The sequence below is a fragment of the Aeromonas sobria genome, from assembly GCF_000820145.1.
Classification (GTDB): domain Bacteria; phylum Pseudomonadota; class Gammaproteobacteria; order Enterobacterales; family Aeromonadaceae; genus Aeromonas; species Aeromonas sobria.
In genome coordinates this window covers 51,143-75,840 of record NZ_CDBW01000036.1, presented here as the reverse complement: position 1 = coordinate 75,840, position 24,698 = coordinate 51,143, and the positions used below count along the sequence as shown (strand labels likewise).

Genomic DNA, 24,698 nt, shown 5'->3' with positions numbered 1-24,698 from the left:
TTTCCCAAAGAAAACACCGTGACCGCCGAGAGGCGGTCAACTGTTTTTATCCCTTTGTCGCCTCCCGGCTCACCCAACTGGAGAGAGTGACATGCACAACCCCGTTATCCTGACTGGCGATCGTCCCACCGGTAAACTGCACATCGGCCACTATGTCGGCTCCCTGCGCCAGCGCGTCGAAGCCCAGCACCACTACCGTCAATTCGTGATGATCGCCGACCTGCAGGCGCTGACCGACAACGGCCACAACCCGGCCAAGGTGACCGACAACGTGCTGGAGGTGATGGCTGACTATCTGGCGGTCGGCCTCGACCCGGCCAAAACCACCTTCTGCCTGCAGAGCGCCCTGCCCGCCCTCGCCGAACTCACCTGCTACTACCTCAATCTGGTCAGCGTCGCCCGGCTGGAGCGCAATCCCACCGTCAAGGCGGAGATCCAGCAGAAAGGGTTCGAGCGCACGCTACCGGCCGGTTTTCTGGTCTATCCGGTCAGTCAGGCCGCCGACATCACCGCCTTTCGCGCCAGCCATGTGCCGGTCGGGGAAGATCAGTTGCCGATGCTGGAGCAGACTAACGAGATCGTCCGCCGCTTCAACTCACTGGTGGGCAAAGAGGTGCTGACCGAGTGCCAGCCGATCCTGAGCGACACCGGCCGCCTGCCCGGCATCGACGGCAAGGCCAAGATGTCCAAATCCCTCGGCAACACCATCGAACTCGGCATGTCGGCGGAAGAGGTCAAACAGGCGGTATTCGCCATGTATACCGACCCCAACCACCTCAGGGTAAGCGATCCGGGTCAGGTGGAGGGAAATACGGTGTTCGCCTATCTGGATGCCTTCCACCCTGACAAGGCGTTGGTGGCCGAGATGAAGGCCCACTACCAGCGCGGCGGACTGGGCGACATGCGCTGCAAACAGGTGCTCAACGACTGCCTGCAAACCCTGCTGGCACCGATGCGAGAGCGTCGCCAGGCCGCCATCGCCGACAAGGAGAAGCTGCTGGAACTTCTGTATCAGGGCACCGAGCAGGCCCGTATCATCACCGATGAGGTGTTGGCGGAGGTGAAAAGCGCCATGGGGCTGGACTACTTCGCCAGACTGCGTTGAGCCGGTGAGCCCAAAGCATCGGCACCGTAGAGGTCGAACACCAGCTGGTGCAGCAGGCTCTTGAACCAGCCGATCGCCTCGTCGTGGGCGGTGAGCGGGTGCCCTGCCATCAGGTAGATGATCGGGATGGCGGGATCGAGCTGATGCATCCGTAGCGGATAGTAGCGGCAGAACAGGCGCCCGATCATCTCGGGCACCACCACCAGATAGCGGCCACTGGCCATCAGTGGCGGCACCGCCATAAAGCTCGGTAATCTGACCCCCAGCTCCCGCGCTACCCCGAAGCGGGCCAGCCAGAGCTCGACCATGGCCTGACTGTGGCCCCAGCTGGAGGTGTGGATGTGGGGGCGGCTGACCAGCTCGGCAGGCCCCAGCACATCGGGCAGCTCGCTACCGAGCGGAGACAGGCAGACCAGCGGATTGTTGAACCAATCCTCCCGCCACAAGCGAGGCGAAAGGTGGTTGGCTCCGGCAAAACCGATCACCAGATCCAGTTCCCCCTTCTCCAGCTCCCGCTCGTAGTCGCTGTCAGCCAAGTCGCACACCTCCAACCGACAGTGGGGCGCGAGTCGATGGAGCCAATCCACCAGCACTGGCACCACCCCATGCTCCACCGAACCCGGGGTGGCGATGCGAAAAATCCGCCGCGCGGTGGCGGGATCAAACCCCTTGGCCTGGCGCAGCCCCTGCTCCAGCATCGCCAATGCCTGCCGTACCGGCCCGGCCAACGCCTTGGCCCGCTCGGTCGGCATCATCTCGCGCCGGCTCATCACAAACAGCGGATCATCCAGCGCTACTCGCAACCGCCCCAGCGCGTGGCTGACGGTGGATTGAGAGAGATGCAGCCGATCGGCGGCACGAGTGACGTTACGCTCCTGCATCAGCATGTCGAATACGGCGAGCAGATTGAGGTCGAGACGGGCGAGTGAGCTATCCATCGATATTCACCATAGTAGGATGCCAACAATTCATTTTCGCCATACTAGCAGATTCCCTAGAATGCACAGCTCAATACATCGGAGATTAACATGCGTAGCTATCTGTTATTGCTGGCCATTGGCCTGCTGTGGGGTTCCCAGTTCATTTTCATGCATCAGGCCGTTGCCGAACTGCCCCCCATCATGGTGGCTGCCGGTCGTGCCTTGTGCGGTAGCCTGACCCTGGGGCTGCTCTGCCTGTTTATGCGTCTCAAGAGTGAGCACACCCCGTGGCGCACTTACATGCTGATCGCCCTGCTGGATGCCACCATCCCCTTCATCATGGTCGCCTGGGGCCAACAATACGTAGACAGCGCCATCGCCGCCGTGGTCATGGGTTGCATCCCGTTTGTGACCATTCTGGCTGCCCCCCTGTTTATTTCTGGTGAAAGAATTACCAAAAGCGGCCTGCTCTCGGTGATCATCGGTTTTGCTGGCGTGCTCATCCTGTTCTGGCCGAAGCTCTCCCAAGGTATGAACGCCGGTCTGCTCGGTGCCATTGCCATCCTGTTCGGCGCCAGCTGCTTTGCCATCGGCCTGCTGATGATCAAGCGCTTCGCCAAGGATCACCCCGTGGTCGTTGCCCGCAACATCCTGATCTCCTCTGCCATCCAACTGCTGCTGGCCGCTCCCTTCCTGACCGATCTGAGCCAGCTGACCATGCCAAGCAGCCAGGCCCTGAGCGCAATTACCGTGCTGGGTACCCTCTGTACCGGTCTGGTTTACTTCCTCTATATGGCGCTGATCCAGAAAGCGGGCCCGACCTTTGCTTCTTTCAGCAACTATCTGGTGCCGCTGTTCGGCGTGATGCTGGGTGCCATGTTCCTCGGTGAGCAGATCCATCCCACTACCGGTGTCGCACTGGCGCTGATCCTTGGCTCGGTTGCCATGAACCAGTGGGCGCAGCAGCGCCGCATGCAGCGCGAGAGCTCACTATGTCAGGCATCCTGACCACACTGTGCGGTGGTCTGGTCGTGATTGCTGGCTGGCAATATCGCCAGCGACTGGCTGGCATGCTGGGGCTGCTGATGGTACTGCTGCCCTGGCTGTTCGATAGCAAGCTGCAAGCCATGCTGAGCTATGCCATCCATGCCTGAATGCAAGATCTGAGTGTATGAAGAGAGCGTATCGCTCCTGTTTGGGGACCTTTTTTAAATAACCTCCGATTGTCTCCCGCTACCGGCGCTCTGCGCCGGTTTTTTTATGTTCGAGATCAAGAGAAGACCGTTACCTGTTATCAACTGTTTTGATGGGGGGCTGAGCTAACAGTGGTTTCTCACCAACAGTGAATCCTTAAAGAACTGGGTATTAGTAATAAAACCGACTCATTAAGGTAATTCACATGCGTACTGATCTTGTCCTATCCGATACCCTTCATACCTTGGCGACCAATAATCCGTTAGAAAACCTATGCGTTGCCGTAGCAGCGTTTGCCCTAATAAGGCTGATCAACGCTATCGCCGAGTTACTGAAAAAGTAACAAATCGCGAACCTTACACACGCAGCCAAGATGACAAACCAGTCTATTCGAATAGACAAACAGATAGATCTACTTGAGAGTCAAACCAGATAGCGATAACTGAGCCGCTCGTTCTTGCGCGGCCCGGTGATCTGCCAGCTCAGCAGAAAACCATCGTCGATCTCGGTCAGCTCGGCGCTGTAGTGATCCGCCCCGCACAGATGCGGCTCGGCGGTCAGCCAGCGGCCATCCCCTTGCGGCAGCAGCTCGAACAGCGCCACCGGCTGCTCATAACGCAGATGAGCGAGGCGGATCCCCTGCGCACTGCGTTGCCACCAGAAGTGGTTGTGCATGGCGAGCTCCCTTCCGTGGGGCGTGGTGTAGCGGCCCTGCTCGCTAAACAGCCAACCGCCATGATGATCGGTCACCAGAACAGTTCCCTCACCGCGACCATTCCAGTCGGTCGCCGACCCCTCGCCATTGCTGGCGGTAAAGGCAAATGATCCGACCTGTGGCAATCGCGCCCATAAACGCTGGATTGCCGCTTCCATCTCGGCCATCATAGCCCCCCTTAAAATTGACAACTGACGACAAATCAAACACATGAACTACTTGATAGGGGTCACCCTGCTCTGGTCATTCTCCTTCAGCCTGATCGGGGTCTACCTCGCTGGCCAGGTGGATGCCTACTTCTCGGTGCTGACCCGCATCGCTCTCGCCAGTCTGGTGTTTCTCCCCTTCCTGCGCCGCCGCTGGCTGCGCCCCGACCTGGTGGCCAAGCTGATGGCCCTCGGCGCCATCCAGCTCGGCATCATGTATCTCTTCTATTACCACTCCTTCCTGCTGCTGACTGTGCCGGAAGTGCTGGTCTTTACCATCTTCACCCCCCTCTACGTCACCCTGCTCCACGATCTGCTGGAAGGGCGCTTCAAGCCCACCTATCTGTGGGGCGCCCTGCTAGCGGTGCTCGGGGCTGCCGTTATCCGCTTCGACGGCCTGACCGAAAGCTATGTGCTGGGATTTCTGGTGGTGCAGGGTGCCAACCTCTGTTTCGCCATGGGCCAAGTGGGCTACAAGGTACTGCTGGCACGAGAGGCGGAGCAACCGCCGCAACTGGCGGTGTTTGGCTGCTTCTATCTGGGGGCGCTGGTGGTGGCCCTGCCCGCCTGGTGGCTGCTGGGCAAGCCGCAATACCCGACCTCCGGGCTGCAGTGGGGCATTCTACTGTGGCTGGGGGTGGGAGCCTCCGGCCTCGGCTACTTCCTGTGGAACAAGGGTGCAACACTGGTCAGCAGCGGGGTGCTGGCCATCATGAACAATGCGCTCATTCCGGCCGGCTTGCTGGTCAATCTGCTGCTCTGGGGTAAGGATACCGATCTGACCCGGCTGGCTATTGGCGGCCTGCTGATGCTGGCCTCCCTTTGGGTCTGCCAGCGCCACAAGGTCAACCAGCACTGACCCGCAGTCAGCCGACCACAGCGTTGCGCTCCCGCCTGGCCTGACCATGACAGGTGGCCAGTCGGGCCAACAGGTGGTCGAGCTGCTCACCGGGCTGGCTCTGCACCAGCCCGATGCTGACGGTAACCGGCCGCTGGGTCAGCAGGCTGGCGTCGGCAATCTCGAGGCGTAGCCGTTCAGCTATCTCCAGTCCGCTCATCCGCTCGGTCTGGGAGAGCATCAGGATAAAACCGCCCTCATCCCAGCGGGCGAAGGGATCTTCTCGCCGCAGTTCATGGCGCACAATGCGCGCCAGCTTGGCGATCATGGCATCGCAGGTTGCCTCGCCAAACAGCAACTGGATTTTGGCCATGTGGTCGATGGAGAACTGCAGCAGGCTGAAGCTGCCACTCTCGGTTGCCAACCGATCCTCCAGCAGTTGCTCGAAGCGGCCACGACTCTCCAGACCGGTCAGCGGATCGGTGCCGTGCCGCTCTTCCACCAGCACCACCGCAGGCTCGAGATGACGGACTACCCCCAGCAGATGGCCCCGCTCGTCACGGCGGATGCGCTCTTCCAGCCGGATATAGTGGCCATGATGATGGAGAATGCGGTATTCGAGGCGCAGGCCACTGCTGCTGCCGCTCTGGCAGGCGAGCAGGGCGTCTTCCAGCCGTGAGAGATCGTCGGGATGCACCCGATCCAGCCAGCCAAGCTCGTCAGGCCAATGATCCCCCAACCCCAACAACCGCAAGCAAGAGGGATCACGGCGCAACCCCTGTGGTGCGGACCAGGTCCAGATCCCCGCCTCCAGCAGCGCCATCGCATCAGCGAGCAGACCCGGATCAAGCCGGGCAGTCACATCGACTTGGGGTGTCTTGAGCATTTCCATGGGGCGCCTCGAAACAGGATCTGAATACCTGCTCAATAAGTAACATTGGCTCTCACGCCGAGCAACAGGGTCAGATCGCTTTTGTGTGATACCCGTTCATCAGAGTCTGCCAGTTATCCGGAACGAAGTGGAAGCTGGTATGCAATTGGGCCTCTTTGTTGAAGGAGCGCTGCAACCGTTCCAGATTGGCCTTCTGCCACTCGCCGGGGGAGCGGATGGCACCCTTGTCAAAGTCGATGACCCACACCTTGTTCTCTTTATCGATCAGCAGGTTGTGGCTGTTAAGATCGGCGTGATAGACCCCGGCATCGTGCAGCTGGCGCACCGTCTGGCCAATCTTGTGCCATACCTCGGCCACCACTGGCCCTTGTTTGAGCAGGGCCACCATGTCTTTGGCACCGCGAATCCGCTCGATCAGGATATCGGCACGATAGAAGGGACCCTGTTTGACCATGCGGGCACCAAACGGACGCGGCACCGGCAGCCCCAGTTCGCATAACTTGGCCAGCAGGGTGTATTCGGCCATGGCGCGGCTCGACTCCACCCCTTCGAACCAGAAGCGATCCCGCACCACCTTGCCCACCATGCCGCCGCGATAGTAGTGGCGCAGCACCAGATGGCGGGACTCATCCTTGACGAACCAGGTCACCCCCCGACCAATGGCGGTACCCACCACCTGCCGGTTGTTCTGCCACCAGGCAGGATCGAATAACTGGGGAGAAGGGTCGCGAAAGGCCCCTTCGGCATACCAGCAGATCTGGTTGTGTTCGGTCTGTATTCGCATTATGAAGATCCCGCTCGGTGGGTCATTGATCGCTTGCGCGATGAGGCTGCCGCTCTGGCATGCGCGCAATTTTACAATCCGCAGGGGAGTTTGCATAATGCCATCCACCCTTTTTGCCAGCCGTGCGCCACAACATGCCGCTATTTCAAACGCCACCCTCCTCCATCTGCATCCTGCGGCTCTCCGCCATCGGGGATTGCTGCCACGCACTGGCGCTGGTGCGCGTCATCCAGCGGGAGTGGCCACAGACCCGCATCACCTGGATCACCGGCAAAATCGAGGCAACCCTGTTTGCCGATCTGCCCGGGGTCGAGGTGATCCCCTTCGACAAGAGCAAGGGGTGGCGCGGCTATCGCGAGCTGTGGCAAACCCTCAAGGGGCGCAAATTCGATGCCCTGCTCCACCTGCAGGCCGCCATGCGCGCCAGCATTGCCACCCTCGGCATCAAGGCCAAGGTCAAACTCGGGTTTGATCGGGAGCGGGCCAACGATGGTCAGTGGCTGTTCACCAACCACAAGGTGCCATCCCCCGACTCCCCCCACGTGCTGGACGGTTTCCTCGCCTTCGCCAAAGAGCTTGGCATCAAGGATCTGACTCCGGACTGGCAACTGCCCATCAGCGCCGAACATCAGGCATGGGCAAAGGAGAAGATTGGCGGCAAACCGGCCCTGTTGATCTGCGCCGCCGCCAGCAAGGCATTCAAGAACTGGACTGCCGCAGGCTATGCCGCGCTGGCAGATCACGCCGCCAGCAAGGGCTTTCAGGTCTATCTCTGTGGCGGTCCGGCCAAACTGGAGCGGGATCTGGCTGCCGAGATCCAGCAGCTGAGCCAGAGCAAACCGGCCGATCTGGTGGGGCAGACCAACCTCAAGCAACTGCTGGCGCTGATTGGCGAGGCGAGTCTGGTGCTGGCCCCCGATACCGGCCCCACCCACATGGCGACCCTGGTCGGCACACCAGTGATCGGCCTCTATGCCCACCACAATCCGGCTCGCACCGGCCCTTACCTGTGCCGCGACTACGTGGTCAGCGTCTATCAGCAGCTGGTCGAGCAGGAGACCGGCAAGCCGCTGGCCGATCTGAGCTGGCGTACCCGCCTCAAAGACCCGGAAGCCATGAGCAAGATCACCCACGAGCAGGTAATCGCCGCGTTCGACCGGCTTTGCGCCGATCGTCAGCTACCGCACTCGCAGCACTGACTGGGCAACTCGGGAATTCCGAGCCATCAGGCAGGGATAACCTGATGGCCACCGCCCATCCCCACAGGCACAATGCTGGCTGATGTGGGTTACGCTCCCGCAGCAAGCTACGAATACTTTGATCGGCTGGAATATGATTCCGGCCGTTTTTTTATTCGCCGTATTCTGGTAAAATTCGCCGCCTTTACATCCCCCTAATTCAAGAATTTTCCGCGTTTTGCGTTTGGCTGTCTCCCTTTCGGGCACAAGACGGCGGCCTCTGCTACAACCAAAACACCGGTTTCGATTAAAGGTAATAACATGGCGCAACAAGGCACTCTCTATATCATCTCTTCTCCGAGCGGCGCGGGTAAATCCAGCCTGCTCAATGCCTTGCTGACCCAACCTAACGCCGCAGGCAAGATGCAGCTGTCAGTTTCCCATACCACTCGCGCCACCCGCCCTGGCGAAGAGCATGGGGTGCACTACCACTTTGTGCAGGTGGAAGAGTTCAAGGCTCTGATCGAGCGCGGTGATTTTCTGGAGTGGGCCGAAGTGTTTGGCAACTACTACGGCACCTCCCGCGCCGCCATCGAAGCTTGTCTGGCCAAAGGGATCGACGTATTCCTCGATATCGACTGGCAGGGTGCCCGCCAGATCCGCGAGCTGATGCCGACCAAATCCATCTTTATTTTGCCCCCCAGCCGTGAAGAGCTGGAGCGCCGCCTGATTGGGCGCGGTCAGGACAGCAGCGAGGTGATCGCCGGCCGGATGGCGAAAGCCATTGCCGAAATGGTGCACTACGACGAGTATGACTATGTCATTATCAATGAAGACTTCGAGCAAGCGCTGTTCCAGCTCGGGTCAATTATTGAGTGCCAACGGCTGGAAATGCATAACCAGCAACAGGCTCAAAAAAACTTGCTGCAACAGCTACTGGCAGAGTAAGCCAAAAACAAGTAAACTTTTGCGTCATTTTTAAACACTGCTTTTCTTAATACAGAAAGCCCAAACACTGGAGTCCTGCATGGCACGCGTTACTGTAGAAGATGCTGTAAAACAGGTAGGTAACCGTTTTGACCTGGTGCTGGTCGCCGCCCGCCGCGCTCGTCAAATCGCGGTACAAGGCAAAGATCCCCTGGTCGACGAAGAGAACGACAAGCCGACTGTGATCGCCCTGCGTGAGATCGAACTGGGTCTGGTAAACAATCAAGTGATGGATACCCAGGACCGCTACGAACAGCAAGAGCAGGAAGCCGCCGAGCTGGCTGCCGTTGCTGCCATCGCCGAAGGTCGCGGTTAAGTAATTTCTCCGGTTGGCACCCGCCCGGGTGCCGACTGTTCATCCCCATTTACAACCGCTCGAAAACCTCGCAAACTCAGGGCTATACCTCAATTCCACGAATTGCCGTTTCACCGCTGCGGGGACTGTCTTGTATTTATTTGAAAACCTTAAAGAAATAGCCAGTTCCTACCTGCCGCCAGAGCAGGTCGAGAAGCTCAAGCAAGCCTATGTGGTGGCCCGTGACGCACACCAGGGTCAGATGCGCTCCAGTGGCGAACCCTATATCACCCATCCCGTTGCCGTAGCCCGTATCCTGGGCGACATGCGTCTCGACCATGAAACCCTGATAGCCGCCGTGCTGCATGATGTCATCGAAGACACCTCGGTGACCAAGGTCGACCTGGCAGAGCAATTTGGCAGCGCTGTTGCCGAACTGGTGGCCGGGGTCTCCAAGCTCGACAAGCTGAAATTTCGCGATCGCAAAGAGGCTCAGGCCGAGAACTTTCGCAAGATGGTGATGGCGATGACCCAGGATATCCGGGTCATCCTGATCAAGCTTGCCGACCGCACCCACAATATGCGCACCCTGGGTTCGTTACGTCCGGACAAGCGCCGCCGCATCGCCCGGGAAACCCTCGAAATCTTCGCCCCCATCGCCAACCGCCTCGGCATTCATACCATGAAGAACGAGCTGGAAGAGCTGGGCTTCGAGGCACTCTACCCGATGCGATCGCGGGTGTTGCGCGAATCGGTTCGGCGGGCTCGCGGCAACCGTCGCGAAATCATCGACGCTATCCAGAGCGAAATCAGTGGTCGTCTGCACGAAGCGGTGATCGAGCATCAGGTCAGCGGTCGCGAGAAAAACCTGTTCTCCATCTACAACAAGATGGAGAAAAAAGAGCTGCAATTTCATGAGGTAATGGATATCTACGCCTTTCGGGTCAAGGTGAAGGACATAGATACCTGTTACCGGGTGCTGGGGCAGATGCACAGCCTCTACAAGCCGCGCCCCGGCCGCTTCAAAGATTACATCGCCATCCCCAAAACCAACGGCTACCAGTCGCTGCATACCTCGCTGGTAGGCCCCCACGGGGTGCCGGTGGAGGTACAGATCCGCACCGAATTTATGGATCAGATGGCCGATAAGGGTGTTGCCGCTCACTGGACCTACAAACAGGATGGCGACAGCTCGGGCACTACGGCCCAGATCCGCGCCCAGCGCTGGATGCAGAGCCTGCTGGAACTGCAGCAGAGCGCCGGCAGCTCCTTTGAGTTTATCGAGGGGGTTAAAACCGACCTCTTCCCCGATGAAATCTACGTCTTTACCCCGGAAGGGCGGATCATGGAGCTGCCCACCGGTGCGACTGCGGTGGACTTTGCCTATACGGTACACACCGATATCGGTCACGCCTGCGTTGGTGCGCGGGTCGATAGACACCCCTACTCACTGAGCAGCCCGCTGCATTCTGGCCAGACAGTGGAGATCATCACTGCGCCGGGCGCCCGCCCCAATGCAGCCTGGCTCAACTTCGTGGTGACCACCAAGGCACGCTCCAAGATCCGCCAGTTCCTCAAAAATCTGCGCACCGAAGAGTCTGTGGTGCTGGGTCGCCGCCTGCTCAACCATGCGCTCGGCGCCAAAAATATCGAAGATATTTCCGAACCGCGCATCAAACAGGTGCTGGCAGATACCAAACACGAGAACCTGCAGGGGTTACTGGCCGATGTGGGTCTGGGCAATGCCATGAGTGTCATGGTGGCCCGTCGCATGCTGGGTGATGAGCTGCCGCCTGACGAACAACCCAAGTCCAGCAGCAAGAAGATGCCGATCAAGGGTGCCGACGGCATGCTGGTCACCTTCGCCAACTGCTGCCGCCCGATCCCGGGAGATGCCATCATTGCCCATATCAGTCCGGGCAAGGGGCTGGTGATCCACCAAGAGTCTTGCCGCAACATCAAGGGCTACAGCAAAGAACCGGACAAGTACCTGCCAGTGCAGTGGGAAATTGACAAGGATCAGGAACAGGAGTTCCGTAGCGGCATCAGTGTCGAGATCGTCAATCATCAGGGTGCGCTGGCGGAGCTGGCCAACGTGATTGCCGCCACTGGCGCCAATATTCACGCCATCAGTACCGAAGAGAAGGATGGCCGGATCTATCTGGTCAGCCTGCTGATCACCACTAAAGGCCGGATCCATTTAGCCAATATCATGCGCAAGATCCGCGTAATGCCCAACGTGCTCAAGGTGAGCCGACAAAAGAACTGAACACAGGCGGCGCAAGCCGCCTGCTGCTTTTATAGCAACAACCATTGCCCGGCATGCTGCCGCCCACCATCGTCATGCAGGCCCAGTGTCAACTCGCTTTAACCGTCTGCATGCACGAGAAGAGTGCACAAACCTCACCGAATAGACATTGATATGACCCCTGAACGCTTTAAACGAATCTCCGACATGCTGGCCCAGCGCCAGCTCGACTTGACTGTCTGCATGGAAGAGGTCCATAAACCTCACAATCTCGCCGCTATCGTGCGCACCGCCGATGCCATCGGCATCCACCGGGTACACGCCGTCTGGCCCAAGACCTGGATCCACAAGCGCAAAGGCACCGCCCGCGGCAGCCAGAACTGGGTGGATGTAAAACTGCACCCGGATATCGGCAGCGCCGTTGCCGAGCTGAAAGCCTCCGGCATGCAGATCCTGGCGACCCATCTCTCTGACAGCTCGGTCGACTTTCGCGCCATCGACTACACCAAACCGACCGCCATTCTGGTGGGTCAAGAGAAGCACGGCATAGGTGAAGAGGCGCTGGCGCTGGCCGATCACCATATCGTCATCCCCATGGTCGGTATGGTGCAGTCCCTCAACGTCTCGGTGGCTGCTGCCGCCATCCTCTACGAAGCGCAGCGCCAGCGCGAGCTGGCCGGTTGCTATCAGCGCGGCTGCCCGCTCACTCTGGAGGAGCAGAACAGCATACTGTTCGAGGGGGGTTACCCCATCTATGCCCAGCTCTGCAAAGAGAAAGAGATGCCCTACCCCCAACTCGGCCCGGCCGGTGAAATTCTGGCGGACGAAGAGTGGTGGCAACGGATGCAACTGACCCGCAAAGGTTGGGCGCAGCAGAGCGAGCAGGACGATCAGCAGGAGGAGTGATGGAGAACCCTTTTGGCAGCTGGCTGGAATCGCAAATCATCCGGGATCACCTGACCAACCCGAACATAGAGGCCGGCGACTACAGCTACTACTCCGGCTACTACCACGGCAAGCCGTTCGAGGATCACTGCGTCCGCTACCTGCTCGGCGATGGCTCGACCCACGAAACCTGGGAGAGCGGCCTCTGGGGCGAGGTGGATCGGCTGATCATCGGCAAGTTCTGCTCCATCGGCTCGGGGGCTACCTTCATGCTGGCAGGCAATCAGGGCCATCGGCTGGATTGGGTCTCCACCTTCCCGTTCAACCCCGACACCTTTGGCGAAGGGGCTCGCAGCGGCTTTCTGCGCAAGGGAGACACCCGGATTGGCAACGATGTCTGGATCGGCTCGGAAGCGATGATCATGCCCGGCATCACCATAGGTGATGGCGCCGTCATCGCCACCCGCGCCGTGGTGACCAAGGATGTGGCTCCTTACACCATCATGGGCGGCAACCCGGCCCAACCGATCCGCCGTCGCTTCAGCGATGAGCAGATAATCATGCTGCAAGAGATGCAGTGGTGGGACTGGCCCCTACCCCGCCTGCAAGCCAGCATGGCGCTGCTCTGCTCGGGGGATATCGCTGCCCTTTATCACCATTGGCAACAGGAGTGTGCCCGATGAAACCCCTCTCTCTTTCCCTGTTGGCCCTGACCCTGTTTTCTGCCGGAGCCCTTGCCGTGACCAATACCTATTCGCTCACCAGCGAAGCCGATGTGCCTACCCTCTACCAGCAAACCCTGCCCGACTTCTGGCGCCAGCATGCGGTTGAAGGGGAGTTCAAGGGCAAGGATGGGGTGACCATCCGCTATGCCGCGCTGCGGCAAGCCAAGGTCGATCGCGCCATCCTGATCGTCAATGGCCGGGTCGAAAGCTACCTCAAGTATCAGGAGTTGGCGTGGGATCTCTGGCGTCAGGGCTACAGCCTCTATCTCATCGACCATCGCGGTCAGGGGATGTCCGACCGGATGCTGGATGACCCACAGAAGGGATATGTCGACCATTTCGACGATTATGTGCTCGATCTCAAGCAGTTTCACGACCAGATAATCATGGCGGACCAGCCCGTCAAGCTGTTCCTGCTGGCCCACTCCATGGGCGGTGCCATCTCGGCCCGCTATCTGGAACGCTGGCCCGATGATATCAAGGCGGCCGTGCTCTCCTCCCCCATGCTGGGCATCAATCTCGGCGGTCTGCCCAAGTGGCTGGCCCAGGGCTTGGCGAGCACCATAGGCACGGTCGGCGGCTGGATCGGCGAGCCCCCCTACGGCCCCGGTCAGGGTGCCTATCAGGATCACGGCTTTGCCGATAACGAGCTGACTCACAGCCAGTCCCGCTATCAGGCCTTCCGCCAAATCTACGAGCAGCACCCGCAGATCAAGTTGGGGGGCGCCACCGCGCACTGGATTTATCAGGGGCTCACCGGTGCCGATGCCGCCATCGCCGATGCGGGTGCCATCAAGACGCCGCTGCTGGTACTGCAGGCTGGCAACGACAGCGTGGTGGACAATGCCGCGCAGGATCGCTTCTGCACTATTGCCAAATGCGAAGGGGGCAAACCGCTGCGGATCGAGGGAGCCTGGCACGAGCTGTTTATCGAATCCGATGACAAGCGCCAGCCCGCCCTGACCGCGATGGCCGACTTTTTCGCCCGCTTCTGAGCTGGCTATTTTTTGTAACCCTAAATAAATGGGGTGACGGTACGGGCTAAGGTAAACTGCCCCTGTTTTCAATTGATGCCGAGGTAATGATGTTCAAGGTAGTTGTATCCGATCTCGATGGCACTCTGCTCAACAAGCAGCACCAGATCTCTTCCCGCACCCGGGATACCCTGCACCGCCTGGTAGCACAAGGTGTAAAGTTTGTAGTTGCCACTGGCCGTCACCACGTTGATGTACGCAGCTTCCGCGATGCCCTGGGAATGGACATCTACCTCATTACCTCCAATGGCGCCGTGGTCCATGACAAACAGGATCAGCTGATTTTCAACCAGCCGCTGCCAACCGAAATCGCCGCCGAACTGATTGCACTGGAACGCGACCCCTCTATCCACCTCAATGTCTATCAGGGTGATGATTGGGTGGTGGAAGAGGAGCTGCCCTGGCTGCTGCAGTTCCATGACGAGTCAGGGTTTACCTACCGTCTGGTCGATGACCTGACCAAGGAACCGAAAGAGAAGATCAACAAGGTGTTCTACATCGGCGACCACGAGAAGCTGCTGAAGATCGAGGCGCACCTCAACCAGCGTTACGGCGACCAACTCAACGTCACCTTCTCCCTGCCGGACTGCCTCGAAGTGATGCACGCCGGAGTTCACAAGGGTAACGCGGTACGTGCCGTGCTGGAGCAGAATGGTTTCGACATGTCAGAGGCGATCGCCTTTGGTGATGGCATGAACGACTTCGAGATGCTGACCATGGTGGGACGCGGCATCGTGATGGGCAATGCCCATGACCGCCTGAAAGTGGCACTGCCGGAATATGAGCAGACCCTCACCTCCGATGAAGATGGTGTCGCCGTCTATCTGGAAAAACTGTTCGAGCTGGAGAGCGTCAGCGTAGCCTGACCCTCTCCATATCCACATCAGATTCCACAAAGCCTCACCACGTGAGGCTTTGTTTTTTCAGGGTCTCCAGCCAGGGATTGGGTTGCTGCCAACTGAAGCTCTGGTTGGCCCCGCCGTAGCATTCGGCCAGTCGCAGCGGCGTGCCTGGCATATGGCGTCGCCCGGCCACATCAAGGCAGCGGGAGACCTTGCTGTTGAACAGCCTGTCCTTCTGCCACTCCCACTGCGCCTGCCCATCACAGGGGGCCAGCATCAGTTCGCTGTCGCTTTTGGCCTGCAGGCAGAGATCCTGCAGGCGCAGCTCACCCAGATCCCACTCGAACAATTGGTCGTCTTTGCCGCTGCAGGGTTGTGCCAGCAGCTTATGCTGTGACACCGCAACGCAAAAATCGCCGCTGGTCAGCAAGGGAGAGCGGGCGTGCTCCTCCTGCGGTTGCGACGCAATGGAGCCCATCATCATATCGGTTGATGGCGGCTTGATGGTACAGCCACCCAGCAGCAAGGCTGCCAGCATGGCGGGGGTGCGAGAAAAAGAAATTTTGTTATACATGGGAAACACGCCTGAAATGGGCCGATGACATCCGGTTGTCAGTGACTCTAGGCTGCAGCATAACTGAAAGGGCAGACACCTTGCCCGAAGAGAGTGTAAACAGACGTAACAGCGGGTTAATAGAGGCGAGGATCGCAAATACCAGAAAGCAAAAAACCCCGCCGAAGCGGGGTTTTTCTAAATGTGGTCGGTGATAAAGGATTCGAACCTTTGACCCTCTGGTCCCAAACCAGATGCGCTACCGGACTGCGCTAATCACCGAGGCTATTTCTTGCGAAACAGTTTACTACTTTTAAAGTCTAAAAACAACAACTTAAGTCATCTTCATCATACAGCAAGTATGGTGCGAAGAGAGGGACTCGAACCCTCACACCCGGGGGGCACTAACACCTGAAGCTAGCGCGTCTACCAATTCCGCCACCTTCGCATACCTGACAAGCTGTAAAATGGGGTGGCTGATGGGGCTCGAACCCACGACAACCGGAATCACAATCCGGGACTCTACCAACTGAGCTACAGCCACCACAGCTGTTTTCGTTCCACAACACGCCCGTTTAACCGGCGCACTTTTAATGGTGCGCCCGACAGGATTCGAACCTGTGACCTCTGCCTCCGGAGGGCAGCGCTCTATCCAGCTGAGCTACGGGCGCTACGCTGTCGAACGGGGCACATTATTGATGATGAACGATGTCTAGTCTACAATTTTTTTCCTTTATCGTTCTGACCGTTGTTTTTTGCAGCACATCGTATGCTTTTATCGCAGTTTCCCTCCATAAATACACCAAACGACAGAATGTGCGCTGATCTTTTGTGTCATCTTGGCTTGCTACCTTGACTTGGTTTTATGCCAGCCTAAAATGAATGAACGTTCATTCAACCGAAAATAGCACAGATGAGTCCAGATAAAAAAGAGTGCATCTTCAATGCTGCCCATGAAGTGCTGGGTGAACGGGGCTTTCATGGTCTTTCTATTGCAGAAGTTGCCAAAAAGGCCAACGTTGCCACCGGCACCATCTATCGCTACTTCGCCGACAAGGATGATCTGGTTCGGCAGCTCCATCAGCACACCATCTTGCAGTGTGTCCCCATGGTCATGGCTGATGTAGATGTCGACAAAGTTGTATTTCAACAATTCCGCCAACTATGGCTAAATATTCATGCCATTTTTGTTAACGAACCCAACGCTATCAAGTGCAAATTGCAGTACGAGAGCTCTCCGCTAGGGGCAGAATTGGAGACAAATCCTGTCATCCTCGCCGCATGGGAGCCTCTGGACCGATTTTTTGAACAGGGCGTTGAACAAGGACTGTTTATTGATTTACCGATACGAGCACTCCAGGTGTTGAGCCTGGACAGTGTCATGCATCTGGCCCTGCAATGCAGGGTGCATCACATCACGCTGACCGAAGCGCAGTTGGAAACTGCGATTCTGGCCAGCTGGAACGCCATTTTACCCCCCATCACGTCTACCTCAGGAGCCTGTTCATGAAAAAGTGGATGGCCATTATGCTGCTGATTGCGATTGCCTTGTTTGGCAGCGTCATCGGTTTCAATTTGTTCAAACAAAAGATGATTGCCCAATACATGGCCAACCGGCCAGAACCCGAATTCCCTGTCACCGCCATGGTGACCAAGGCGCAAGACTGGGTACCGACCATAGAGGCAATCGGCTTCATCGAGCCAAACCAGGGGGTCACTCTGTCTACCGAGCTAGCCGGTACCATTGATGCCATCACCTTTGAGTCGGGCACGCGCGTTAAGGCTGAACAGCTGTTGCTGAGCCTGGACTCCAGCGTAGAAAAAGCCAATCTGCGCGCGTCCCAAGCCAAGCTGCCCGCAGCCAAGGCCAAGTTCGATCGCTTCCTGAATCTTTACAAGACCAGCTCGATCTCCAAAGAGCAGCTGGATGACGCCGAGGCATCTTTCCGTTCACTGGAAGCGGATATCGAGAGCCTCAAAGCCACGATTACCCGTCGTGAAGTCCGCGCCCCGTTCAGTGGTATGGTCGGCCTGCGCAACGTCTTCCTCGGTCAGTACCTGCAACCGGGTACCGATATCGTGCGACTGGAAGATACCAGCATGATGCGCTTGCGCTTCACCGTGCCCCAGACCGACATCTCCAAAATCACCCTGAACCAGATCGTCAAGATTAATGTGGATGCCTATCCGCAGACCCAGTTTGACGGCCACATTACTGCCATCGAGCCAGCCGTTAACTACCAGAGCGGCCTGATCCAGGTGCAGGCTGATATCCCGAATAACGAAGGCCAACTTCGTTCCGGTATGTTCGCTCGTGCCAGCATCATTTTGCCAACGGTGAAAGATCAGATGGTTATCCCGCAAACCGCCATCTCCTTCACCCTTTACGGTCAGAATGTCTACGTCCTCAAACAAGGCGAAGAGATCGATAAAGAAGGTAACAAGGTGAAAGTGCTGCGAGCCAAGCAGGTCGTGGTCAAGGCGGGTGAACGACGCGGCAATGACGTGCATGTGCTCTCTGGCATCCAGGCCGGTGACCAGATCGTACTGTCGGGCCAGGTTCGCCTGAGCAACGACACCAAGGTGCATGTGGTCGAGAACGATGCTCTGGCCGTCCCGGCACAAACCCCGATGCTGTAAGCGCGGAGATCTGCGATGCGATTTACTGACATATTTATAAAACGGCCGGTGCTGGCGATCTCGCTCAGCTTCCTGATCGCCCTGCTGGGCTTTCAGGCCATCTTCAAGATGCAGGTCCGGGAATACCCCGAAGTCACCAACACGGTGATCACCGTCAGCACTGGCTACTATGGTGCCAGTTCTGACCTGATCCAGGGCTTTATCACCCAGCCGCTGGAGCAGGCGGTCGCGCAAGCCGACAACATCGACTTCATGACCTCTTCCAGCCAGCTGGGTAGCTCAACCGTAACCGCGTACATGAAGCTCAACACCGACCCCAACGCCGCACTGTCCGACATTCTGGCGAAGGTGAACTCGGTGCGCTCCCAGTTGCCGAAAGAGGCGGAAGACCCCTCGGTCACCTCCTCCACCGGTTCCACCACGGCGGTGCTCTACCTCGGCTTCACCAGCCCGGAGCTCAACTCCAGCCAGATCACCGACTATCTGGAGCGAGTTATCAAGCCACAGCTCTTTACCGTGGGCGGGGTCTCCAAGGTTGACCTCTACGGCGGGGTCGAATTTGCCCTGCGGGTATGGCTGGATCCGGCCAAGATGGCGGCCTTCAACCTGACCGCCAGCGACGTGATGACGGTGCTCAACAGCAACAACTATCAGTCAGCCACAGGTCAGGCGACCGGTTACTTCAGCCTGTTCAACGGTAATGCCGAAACTCAGGTTAAAGATGTCGACGAACTGAAACGCCTAGTGGTGGCGACCCGGGACGGCAAGGTGATCCGCCTCTCCGACATCGCCAAGGTGAGCCTGGAGAAGAGCCACGACATCTACCGCGCCAGTGCCAACGGCCGCGAAGCCGTGGTCATGGCGGTCAACGCTGCCCCGACAGCCAACCCCATCACCATCGCCCACGATGTGCTGGCGTTGCTGCCGAGTCTTGAGCGCAATATGCCGACCACCATGCATCTCAACGTGATGTATGACTCCACCGTGGCGATCAACGAGTCCATCCACGAGGTCATCAAGACCATACTCGAGGCCGCGGCCATCGTCTTGGTGGTGATCACCCTGTTCCTCGGCTCGTTCCGTGCGGTCATCATCCCGATCATCACTATTCCACTCAGTCTGATCGGCGTGGTGATGATGATGGATATGTTTGGCTTCTCGATAAACCTGATGACCCTGCTGGCGATGGTGCTGGCGATCGGTCTGGTGGTCGATGACGCCATCGTGGTGCTGGAGAACGTCGACCGTCATATCAAACAGGGAGAAGAGCCGTTCCGGGCGGCCATTATCGGTACCCGCGAGATCGCGGTGCCGGTCATCGCCATGACGGTCACCCTGGCGGCGGTATACGCGCCAATCGCCCTGATGGGGGGCATTACCGGCTCCCTGTTCAAGGAGTTTGCCCTGACCCTGGCTGGCGCAGTGTTCGTCTCGGGCATCATCGCCCTGACCCTGTCACCGATGATGTGTTCCAAGATGCTCAAGGCTAACGAAACACCGGGCAAGTTCGAGAGCACAGTCCACCACCTGCTGGAGCGGATGACCGAACGCTACGACAGCATGCTGCACGCAGTGATGAAAAAGCGCATCGTCATCGTGGTGTTCGCCATCATCGTATTCGGCAGCCTGCCGTTGCTGTTCAAGTTCATCCCGAGCGAACTGGCACCGTCAGAGGACAAGGGGGTAATGGCCGTGCTGGGTACCGCACCGTCCAACGCCAACCTGGACTACATCGAAAACACCATGGCGGATGTGAACAAGATCCTCGACGACCAGCCCGAGATCGCCTTCTCCCAGGTCTTCTCAGGGGTGTTCAACGCCAACCAGGCGTTCGGTATCGCCTCCATGGTGCCCTGGAGTCAACGTGAAGCGAGCCAGAAAGAGGTGCTGGATCGGGTCGCCAATCTGGTGAAAGACATCCCGGGTATGGCTGTCACCACCTTCCAGTTCCCGGAACTGCCGGGGGCCTCCGGTGGCCTGCCAATTCAGTTCGTCATCACCACCCCGAACAGCTTCGAAAGCCTGTTCCTGGTGGCCGGTGAAATTCTGGCTGCCGCTCAGGGTAACGGTCAGTTCGTCTATTCGGATCTCGATCTGAACTACGACTCCGCCACCATGAAGATCAAGATCGACAAGGACAAGGCGGGTGCCTATGGCATCACCATGCAAGACATCGGCATCACCATGGGCACCATGATGGCGGACGGTTACGTCAACCGTATCGACCTGGATGGCCGCTCCTACGAGGTGATCCCGCAGGTCGAGCGCAAGTACCGTCTCAATCCGGAATCCATCAATGGCTACTACGTGCGGGCCGCAGACGGCAAGTCGATCCCGCTCGGCAGCCTGATCAGCATTGAAGTGGTTGGCGAGCCCCGTGCACTGCCCCACTTCAACCAGCTGAACTCCGCCACCATCGGCGCCGTTCCGGCACCGGGTGTGGCCATGGGTGATGCGATCAACTGGTTCCAGACCGTCGCCGACGAGAAGCTGCCGCAAGGCTATCGCTACGATTTCATGGGTGAAGCCCGCCAGTTCGTCACCGAAGGCAATGCGCTCTATGCCACCTTCGCGCTGGCGCTGGCCATCATCTTCCTGGTGCTGGCGATCCAGTTCGAATCGGTACGCGACCCGCTGGTCATCATGGTCTCGGTGCCACTCGCTATCAGCGGGGCACTGATTGCCCTGGCATGGGGACTGGCGACCATGAACATCTACTCGCAAGTGGGCCTCATCACCCTGGTGGGCCTGATTACCAAGCACGGCATCCTGATCTGTGAAGTAGCGAAGGAAGAGCAGCTGCTGCGCGGCATGAACCGGATGGAAGCTGTGATGCAAGCTGCCAAGGTGCGGTTGCGGCCAATCCTGATGACTACAGCCGCCATGATTGCCGGTCTGATCCCGCTGCTCTATGCCTCAGGCGCAGGGGCAGCACAGCGGTTCAGTATCGGTATCGTCATCGTGGCAGGCCTAGCCATCGGTACCCTGTTTACCCTGTTTGTGCTGCCGGTGATCTACACCTATCTGGCTTCCGAGCACAAACCCTTGCCGGTATTTGATGAGACCATTCCGCCCAAGGCAAACGGCGGACACTGATCATCAACAGCATATCAAGGCCCCGACCAGGGGCCTTTTTTATGACGCTCAGGAAAGACGACATAAGTGCATGAAGCAGTTAAACTAAAAAAAACACTATCCAGACCGCAAGGACGCCATGTCAGGACTCTTCTCCAAGACCGCCAAGGCCGTGGGCCGTAACGGGCTCTCATACCGCCTGCTCTCCTACATTCTGGTGTGCAGTACCGTACTGGCGCTGATCATCACGGCTCTTCAGCTCGCTTGGGATTACCGCAAGGATGTCGCCGTTATCGAAGACAGCATCGGCCAAATCGAAGCCTCCTTTCTGCAACCCATCGCCGCCAGTTTGTGGAACCTTGATGAAGAGCAGGTCAAGGTGCAGATCGAAGGGATCATGAACCTGCCCAACATGCAGTTCGTGATGGTCAAGGAGATGCTCGGCAACTCCGAAGTGCCGCTGCTGACCCAGGGGGTCGAGCGGGAAAGCTACGATATCTCCCGCGAATTTAACCTCACCTATCAGGGGGAAATCGTCGGAAAACTGTTCGTCGCGGCCTCCCTTGAGCAGATCTACCAGCGCCTCATCGAAAAATCGGTGCTGATCATGGTCAGCCAGACCATCAAGACCCTGGTGGTCTCATTTTGTATCCTGATCATCATTTACTACCTGGTGGTCAGACACATCAATCGCATTGCCAACTATGCCCAGAAATTCAATCTCGACCGCCTCGATATGGAACTTGAGCTGGAAGGGCGACCACAACCACGCCAAAAAATGGATGAGCTGGATACCCTGGTCTCGACCCTCAACCAGATGCGCACCCGACTGCGTGACGAACTGGTTGCCCGCCATCAAGCGGTCGAACAGCTGCAACAGGAGCGGGATTTCTCCGCCACTCTGATCAACTCCGCCAACATGATCATCTGTTGCATGGAGCCGAACCTGACCATCGCCAGCATCAACCCGGCAGCCATCCTGCTGACCGGCTACCACCAGCAGGAGCTGTTGCAGCACAACTGGCTGGATCTGTTTGTTAGTCCGAACAAGCGGGCAGAGATTACCGACATTTTGTCAGCAGATGGTTCGCTATCGGACAAAGAGGTCATCATGCATGACCAGCAGGAACACGAGCTGGTGCTGCAGTGGACCTTCGTGCCCTTCTACGATGGCCCCAATCTCAAGTACCAGATCGGGTTTGGCTACGACATCACCCAGCTGAAAAAGGTCGAGCGGGAGATTATCCAGCTCAACGAACAGCTGGAGGGCAAGGTGGTGGAGCGTACCCGCAGCCTGAGCGAAGCCAACAACCAGCTGGGCAAGGCGTACGACGACCTGAAACAGGCCCAACAAACCCTGGTGGAGTCGGAGAAGATGGCCTCCCTCGGTTCACTGGTGGCCGGGGTGGCGCACGAGATCAACACCCCGATCGGCATCAGCGTGACCGCCTCCTCCTACCTGCAGGAGCGGGTTGCTGACTTCAAGTCACACATCGACTCCAAGCAATTGTCACGCTCCTATCTCACCGAGTTCACCGTCAACCTCGATGAGTCAATGCAACTGCTGCAGAGCAACCTGCGCCGCGCCTCGGAGCTTATCGCCAGCTTCAAGCAGGTGGCCGTCGATCAGTCATCTGAAGCACGCTACAACTTCAGTCTCGCCGACAACCTTCATCAGGTGGTGGTCTCCCTCGGCCACAAACTGAAGAAGAGCCAGTGCGAAGTAGATATCCAGTGCGATCCCAAGCTGTCGACCTTCTCCTTCCCCGGCAGTTTTACCCAGATCTACTCCAACCTGATCCTCAACTCCATCAACCACGGTTTCGACAACTGGGACAAACCAAAAAAAATCACCATCAAGGTGGAGCAACAGGGAGAAGACCTGCTGATCGACTATTCGGACAATGGCCGTGGCATACCACCGGAGATACTGCCGCGCATCTTCGACCCCTTCGTCACCTCCAAGCGGGGTCAGGGTGGCAGCGGGCTGGGCACCCACATCATTTACAATCTGGTGGTGCAACTGCTCCGTGGCCGCATCAACTGCATCAGCGAGCCGGGCAATGGTGCCCAGTTCCATATTCGCCTGCCGATCCAACATAACTGAACGCTGGCTCTTGTGAGCCAGCGGCTTTATCCCCATCATGCTGTGATTGCATTCTTAATGAGCGGAGAACCTCGCAATGGCACAGCATTTTGACTATATCGCCATCGGCGGCGGCAGCGGCGGTATCGCCTCTGCCAACCGAGCTGCCATGTACGGTAAAAAAGTTGCCCTGATTGAAGCCAAAGAGTTGGGTGGAACCTGCGTCAACGTCGGCTGCGTACCGAAGAAGGCCATGTGGTATGCCGGCCAAATCGCCGATGCCCTGAAATATGGCGCCGACTACGGCTTTGACACCACCCTCAACCACTTCAACTGGGCCAAGCTGGTCGAGTCCCGCCAGGCCTACATCGGCCGCATTCACCAGTCCTATCAGAACGTGCTGGGCAAGAACCAGATTACGGTGATCAAGGGCTTCGCCCGCTTCGTCAGCAGCAACACCATCGAGGTCAATGGCGAGCACTACACCGCCGATCACATTCTGATCGCTACCGGTGGCCGCCCGGAAATTCCGGCGATCCCGGGTGCCGAGCTGGGTATCGACTCTGACGGTTTCTTTGACCTGCAAAGCCAACCCAAGCGGGTTGCCGTGGTGGGTGCGGGCTACATCGCAGTCGAGATCGCGGGCGTGATGCAGGCGCTGGGCTCCGAGACCCATCTGGTGGTACGCAAGCACGCCCCGCTGCGCAACTTCGACCCCATGATCCATGAGACACTGGTCGAAATCATGGCGCATGAAGGGCCCAAGCTGCACACCCACGCCATTCCCAAAGCCGTGCTCAAGAACGCCGACAACAGCCTGACCCTGCAGCTGGAAGATGGTCGCCACCTCACCGTCGACTGCCTGATCTGGGCCATCGGCCGCGCACCTGCCACCGACAACCTCAATCTGGCTGCCGCAGGCATAGCGCTGGACGAGAAGGGCTTTATCCCGACCGACAAGTTTCAGAACACCGCCGTCGCCAACATCTATGCGGTGGGTGACAACACAGGTCGCATCCAGCTCACCCCGGTAGCCGTTGCTGCGGGCCGTCGCCTCAGTGAGCGGCTGTTCAACAACAAGCCGAACGAGCACCTCAACTACGATCTGGTGCCGACCGTGGTGTTCAGCCACCCGCCCATCGGCACCATCGGCCTGACCGAACCGGAAGCCATCGCCGAATACGGTGAAGATCAGGTGAAGGTCTACAGCAGCCAGTTCACCGCCATGTACTCGGCGCTGACCCAGCATCGCCAACCCACCCGGATGAAGCTGGTCTGTGTCGGCCCGGAAGAGAAGGTAGTCGGTCTGCACGGTATAGGCTTTGCGATGGACGAAATCCTGCAGGGCTTCGGCGTCGCCATGAAGATGGGCGCCACCAAGGCAGACTTCGACAACTGCGTTGCTATCCATCCGACCAGTGCCGAAGAGTTCGTGACAATGCGCTAAGGGCGGATGAAGTTGGCCTGTCACGAGCAACCAGCTTCGACAACGATGT

Annotated in this window: 22 protein-coding genes and 4 tRNA genes; 17 read left to right on the top strand and 9 right to left on the bottom strand. The window is 58.3% G+C overall.

Annotated features, from left to right (window positions below; genetic code table 11):
- Window positions 1-91: 91 nt before the first annotated feature.
- On the top strand, window positions 92-1,105 hold the full coding sequence (trpS, locus tag BN1135_RS16625) for a tryptophan--tRNA ligase (protein ID WP_042022999.1): 1,014 nt from the start codon (window positions 92-94) through the stop codon (window positions 1,103-1,105).
- On the opposite strand, the gene BN1135_RS16620 is transcribed toward trpS, so the two are convergent.
- Window positions 1,084-2,043 (bottom strand): LysR family transcriptional regulator, encoded by a 960-nt coding sequence (locus BN1135_RS16620; protein WP_042022998.1) that lies wholly within the window; start codon window positions 2,041-2,043, stop codon window positions 1,084-1,086. The two genes, trpS and BN1135_RS16620, sit on opposite strands and share 22 nt — an antisense overlap.
- 90 nt (window positions 2,044-2,133) lie before the next feature.
- Between BN1135_RS16620 and BN1135_RS16615 the strand changes: the two genes are divergently transcribed.
- Both BN1135_RS16615 and BN1135_RS22225 read left to right on the top strand, forming a co-directional pair.
- A complete protein-coding gene (locus BN1135_RS16615) occupies window positions 2,134-3,033 on the top strand; it encodes a DMT family transporter (protein WP_042022997.1) in 900 nt (299 codons plus the stop codon).
- Entirely contained in the window at window positions 3,018-3,179 is a 162-nt protein-coding gene (locus BN1135_RS22225; protein WP_098971540.1) for a hypothetical protein, read from the top strand. Before BN1135_RS16615 ends, BN1135_RS22225 begins: the two co-directional genes overlap by 16 nt.
- A gap of 463 nt (window positions 3,180-3,642) precedes the next feature.
- Here BN1135_RS22225 and BN1135_RS16610 read toward each other — a convergent pair whose 3' ends face one another.
- Complete coding sequence (locus BN1135_RS16610; RefSeq protein WP_042022996.1) at window positions 3,643-4,104, bottom strand: DUF6314 family protein; 462 nt, start codon at window positions 4,102-4,104, stop codon at window positions 3,643-3,645.
- Between the two features lie 40 nt (window positions 4,105-4,144).
- On the opposite strand from BN1135_RS16610, the gene BN1135_RS16605 reads away from it, so the two are divergent.
- The gene (locus BN1135_RS16605; RefSeq protein ID WP_042022995.1) at window positions 4,145-4,999 is read left to right on the top strand and encodes a carboxylate/amino acid/amine transporter; all 855 of its coding nucleotides are present in this window, start codon (window positions 4,145-4,147) and stop codon (window positions 4,997-4,999) included.
- Window positions 5,000-5,006: 7 nt separating this feature from the next.
- Here BN1135_RS16605 and BN1135_RS16600 read toward each other — a convergent pair whose 3' ends face one another.
- Both BN1135_RS16600 and BN1135_RS16595 read right to left on the bottom strand, forming a co-directional pair.
- Window positions 5,007-5,870, bottom strand: coding sequence for a GGDEF domain-containing protein (locus BN1135_RS16600; RefSeq protein ID WP_042022994.1), 864 nt, complete (start codon window positions 5,868-5,870; stop codon window positions 5,007-5,009).
- 70 nt (window positions 5,871-5,940) lie between these two features.
- Window positions 5,941-6,654 carry a 3-deoxy-D-manno-octulosonic acid kinase gene (locus tag BN1135_RS16595; protein WP_042022993.1) on the bottom strand — a complete coding sequence of 238 codons (714 nt, stop codon included), beginning with the start codon at window positions 6,652-6,654 and terminating at the stop codon, window positions 5,941-5,943.
- 134 nt (window positions 6,655-6,788) lie between these two features.
- Here BN1135_RS16595 and BN1135_RS16590 point away from each other — a divergent pair, with 134 nt between their 5' ends.
- The 8 genes from BN1135_RS16590 (at window position 6,789) to BN1135_RS16550 (ending at window position 14,872) form a co-directional block, all read left to right on the top strand.
- A complete protein-coding gene (locus BN1135_RS16590; RefSeq protein WP_042023018.1) occupies window positions 6,789-7,853 on the top strand; it encodes a glycosyltransferase family 9 protein in 1,065 nt (354 codons plus the stop codon).
- 300 nt (window positions 7,854-8,153) lie between these two features.
- A complete protein-coding gene (gmk, locus tag BN1135_RS16580; RefSeq protein ID WP_042022991.1) occupies window positions 8,154-8,780 on the top strand; it encodes a guanylate kinase in 627 nt (208 codons plus the stop codon).
- A gap of 79 nt (window positions 8,781-8,859) precedes the next feature.
- Complete coding sequence (rpoZ, locus tag BN1135_RS16575; protein WP_005307060.1) at window positions 8,860-9,135, top strand: DNA-directed RNA polymerase subunit omega; 276 nt, start codon at window positions 8,860-8,862, stop codon at window positions 9,133-9,135.
- Window positions 9,136-9,265: 130 nt separating this feature from the next.
- Window positions 9,266-11,383, top strand: coding sequence for a bifunctional GTP diphosphokinase/guanosine-3',5'-bis pyrophosphate 3'-pyrophosphohydrolase (spoT, locus tag BN1135_RS16570; RefSeq protein WP_042022990.1), 2,118 nt, complete (start codon window positions 9,266-9,268; stop codon window positions 11,381-11,383).
- Between the two features lie 153 nt (window positions 11,384-11,536).
- Window positions 11,537-12,268: a tRNA (guanosine(18)-2'-O)-methyltransferase TrmH gene (gene trmH / locus BN1135_RS16565; RefSeq protein ID WP_042022989.1), complete on the top strand. Its 732-nt coding sequence runs from the start codon at window positions 11,537-11,539 to the stop codon at window positions 12,266-12,268.
- Window positions 12,268-12,930 (top strand): CatB-related O-acetyltransferase, encoded by a 663-nt coding sequence (locus BN1135_RS16560; RefSeq protein ID WP_042022988.1) that lies wholly within the window; start codon window positions 12,268-12,270, stop codon window positions 12,928-12,930. The genes trmH and BN1135_RS16560 overlap by 1 nt, the downstream gene beginning before the upstream one ends.
- Entirely contained in the window at window positions 12,927-13,967 is a 1,041-nt protein-coding gene (locus BN1135_RS16555) for an alpha/beta fold hydrolase (RefSeq protein WP_042022987.1), read from the top strand. The genes BN1135_RS16560 and BN1135_RS16555 overlap by 4 nt, the downstream gene beginning before the upstream one ends.
- A gap of 89 nt (window positions 13,968-14,056) precedes the next feature.
- Entirely contained in the window at window positions 14,057-14,872 is an 816-nt protein-coding gene (locus BN1135_RS16550; protein WP_042023017.1) for a Cof-type HAD-IIB family hydrolase, read from the top strand.
- A gap of 34 nt (window positions 14,873-14,906) precedes the next feature.
- Here BN1135_RS16550 and BN1135_RS16545 read toward each other — a convergent pair whose 3' ends face one another.
- The 5 genes from BN1135_RS16545 to BN1135_RS16525 all read right to left on the bottom strand — a co-directional run bounded on the left by BN1135_RS16545 (window position 14,907) and on the right by BN1135_RS16525 (window position 16,072).
- Window positions 14,907-15,422 carry a ricin-type beta-trefoil lectin domain protein gene (locus tag BN1135_RS16545; RefSeq protein WP_042022986.1) on the bottom strand — a complete coding sequence of 172 codons (516 nt, stop codon included), beginning with the start codon at window positions 15,420-15,422 and terminating at the stop codon, window positions 14,907-14,909.
- Window positions 15,423-15,606: 184 nt separating this feature from the next.
- Window positions 15,607-15,683, bottom strand: a tRNA-Pro gene (locus BN1135_RS16540).
- Window positions 15,684-15,763: 80 nt separating this feature from the next.
- Window positions 15,764-15,849: transfer RNA gene (locus tag BN1135_RS16535), tRNA-Leu, on the bottom strand.
- 20 nt (window positions 15,850-15,869) lie between these two features.
- Window positions 15,870-15,945, bottom strand: a tRNA-His gene (locus tag BN1135_RS16530).
- A 50-nt stretch (window positions 15,946-15,995) separates the two neighbouring features.
- Window positions 15,996-16,072, bottom strand: a tRNA-Arg gene (locus BN1135_RS16525).
- Window positions 16,073-16,314: 242 nt separating this feature from the next.
- Here BN1135_RS16525 and BN1135_RS16520 point away from each other — a divergent pair.
- The 5 genes from BN1135_RS16520 (at window position 16,315) to gorA (ending at window position 24,649) form a co-directional block, all read left to right on the top strand.
- Window positions 16,315-16,911, top strand: coding sequence for a TetR/AcrR family transcriptional regulator (locus BN1135_RS16520; RefSeq protein ID WP_042022985.1), 597 nt, complete (start codon window positions 16,315-16,317; stop codon window positions 16,909-16,911).
- Entirely contained in the window at window positions 16,908-18,041 is a 1,134-nt protein-coding gene (locus tag BN1135_RS16515) for an efflux RND transporter periplasmic adaptor subunit (RefSeq protein ID WP_042022984.1), read from the top strand. The genes BN1135_RS16520 and BN1135_RS16515 overlap by 4 nt, the downstream gene beginning before the upstream one ends.
- 15 nt (window positions 18,042-18,056) lie before the next feature.
- Window positions 18,057-21,137 carry a multidrug efflux RND transporter permease subunit gene (locus tag BN1135_RS16510; protein WP_042022983.1) on the top strand — a complete coding sequence of 1,027 codons (3,081 nt, stop codon included), beginning with the start codon at window positions 18,057-18,059 and terminating at the stop codon, window positions 21,135-21,137.
- A gap of 118 nt (window positions 21,138-21,255) precedes the next feature.
- The gene (locus tag BN1135_RS16505; RefSeq protein WP_042022982.1) at window positions 21,256-23,223 is read left to right on the top strand and encodes an ATP-binding protein; all 1,968 of its coding nucleotides are present in this window, start codon (window positions 21,256-21,258) and stop codon (window positions 23,221-23,223) included.
- Window positions 23,224-23,299: 76 nt separating this feature from the next.
- Window positions 23,300-24,649 carry a glutathione-disulfide reductase gene (gene gorA / locus BN1135_RS16500; RefSeq protein ID WP_042022981.1) on the top strand — a complete coding sequence of 450 codons (1,350 nt, stop codon included), beginning with the start codon at window positions 23,300-23,302 and terminating at the stop codon, window positions 24,647-24,649.
- The last annotated feature ends 49 nt before the right edge of the window (window positions 24,650-24,698 follow it).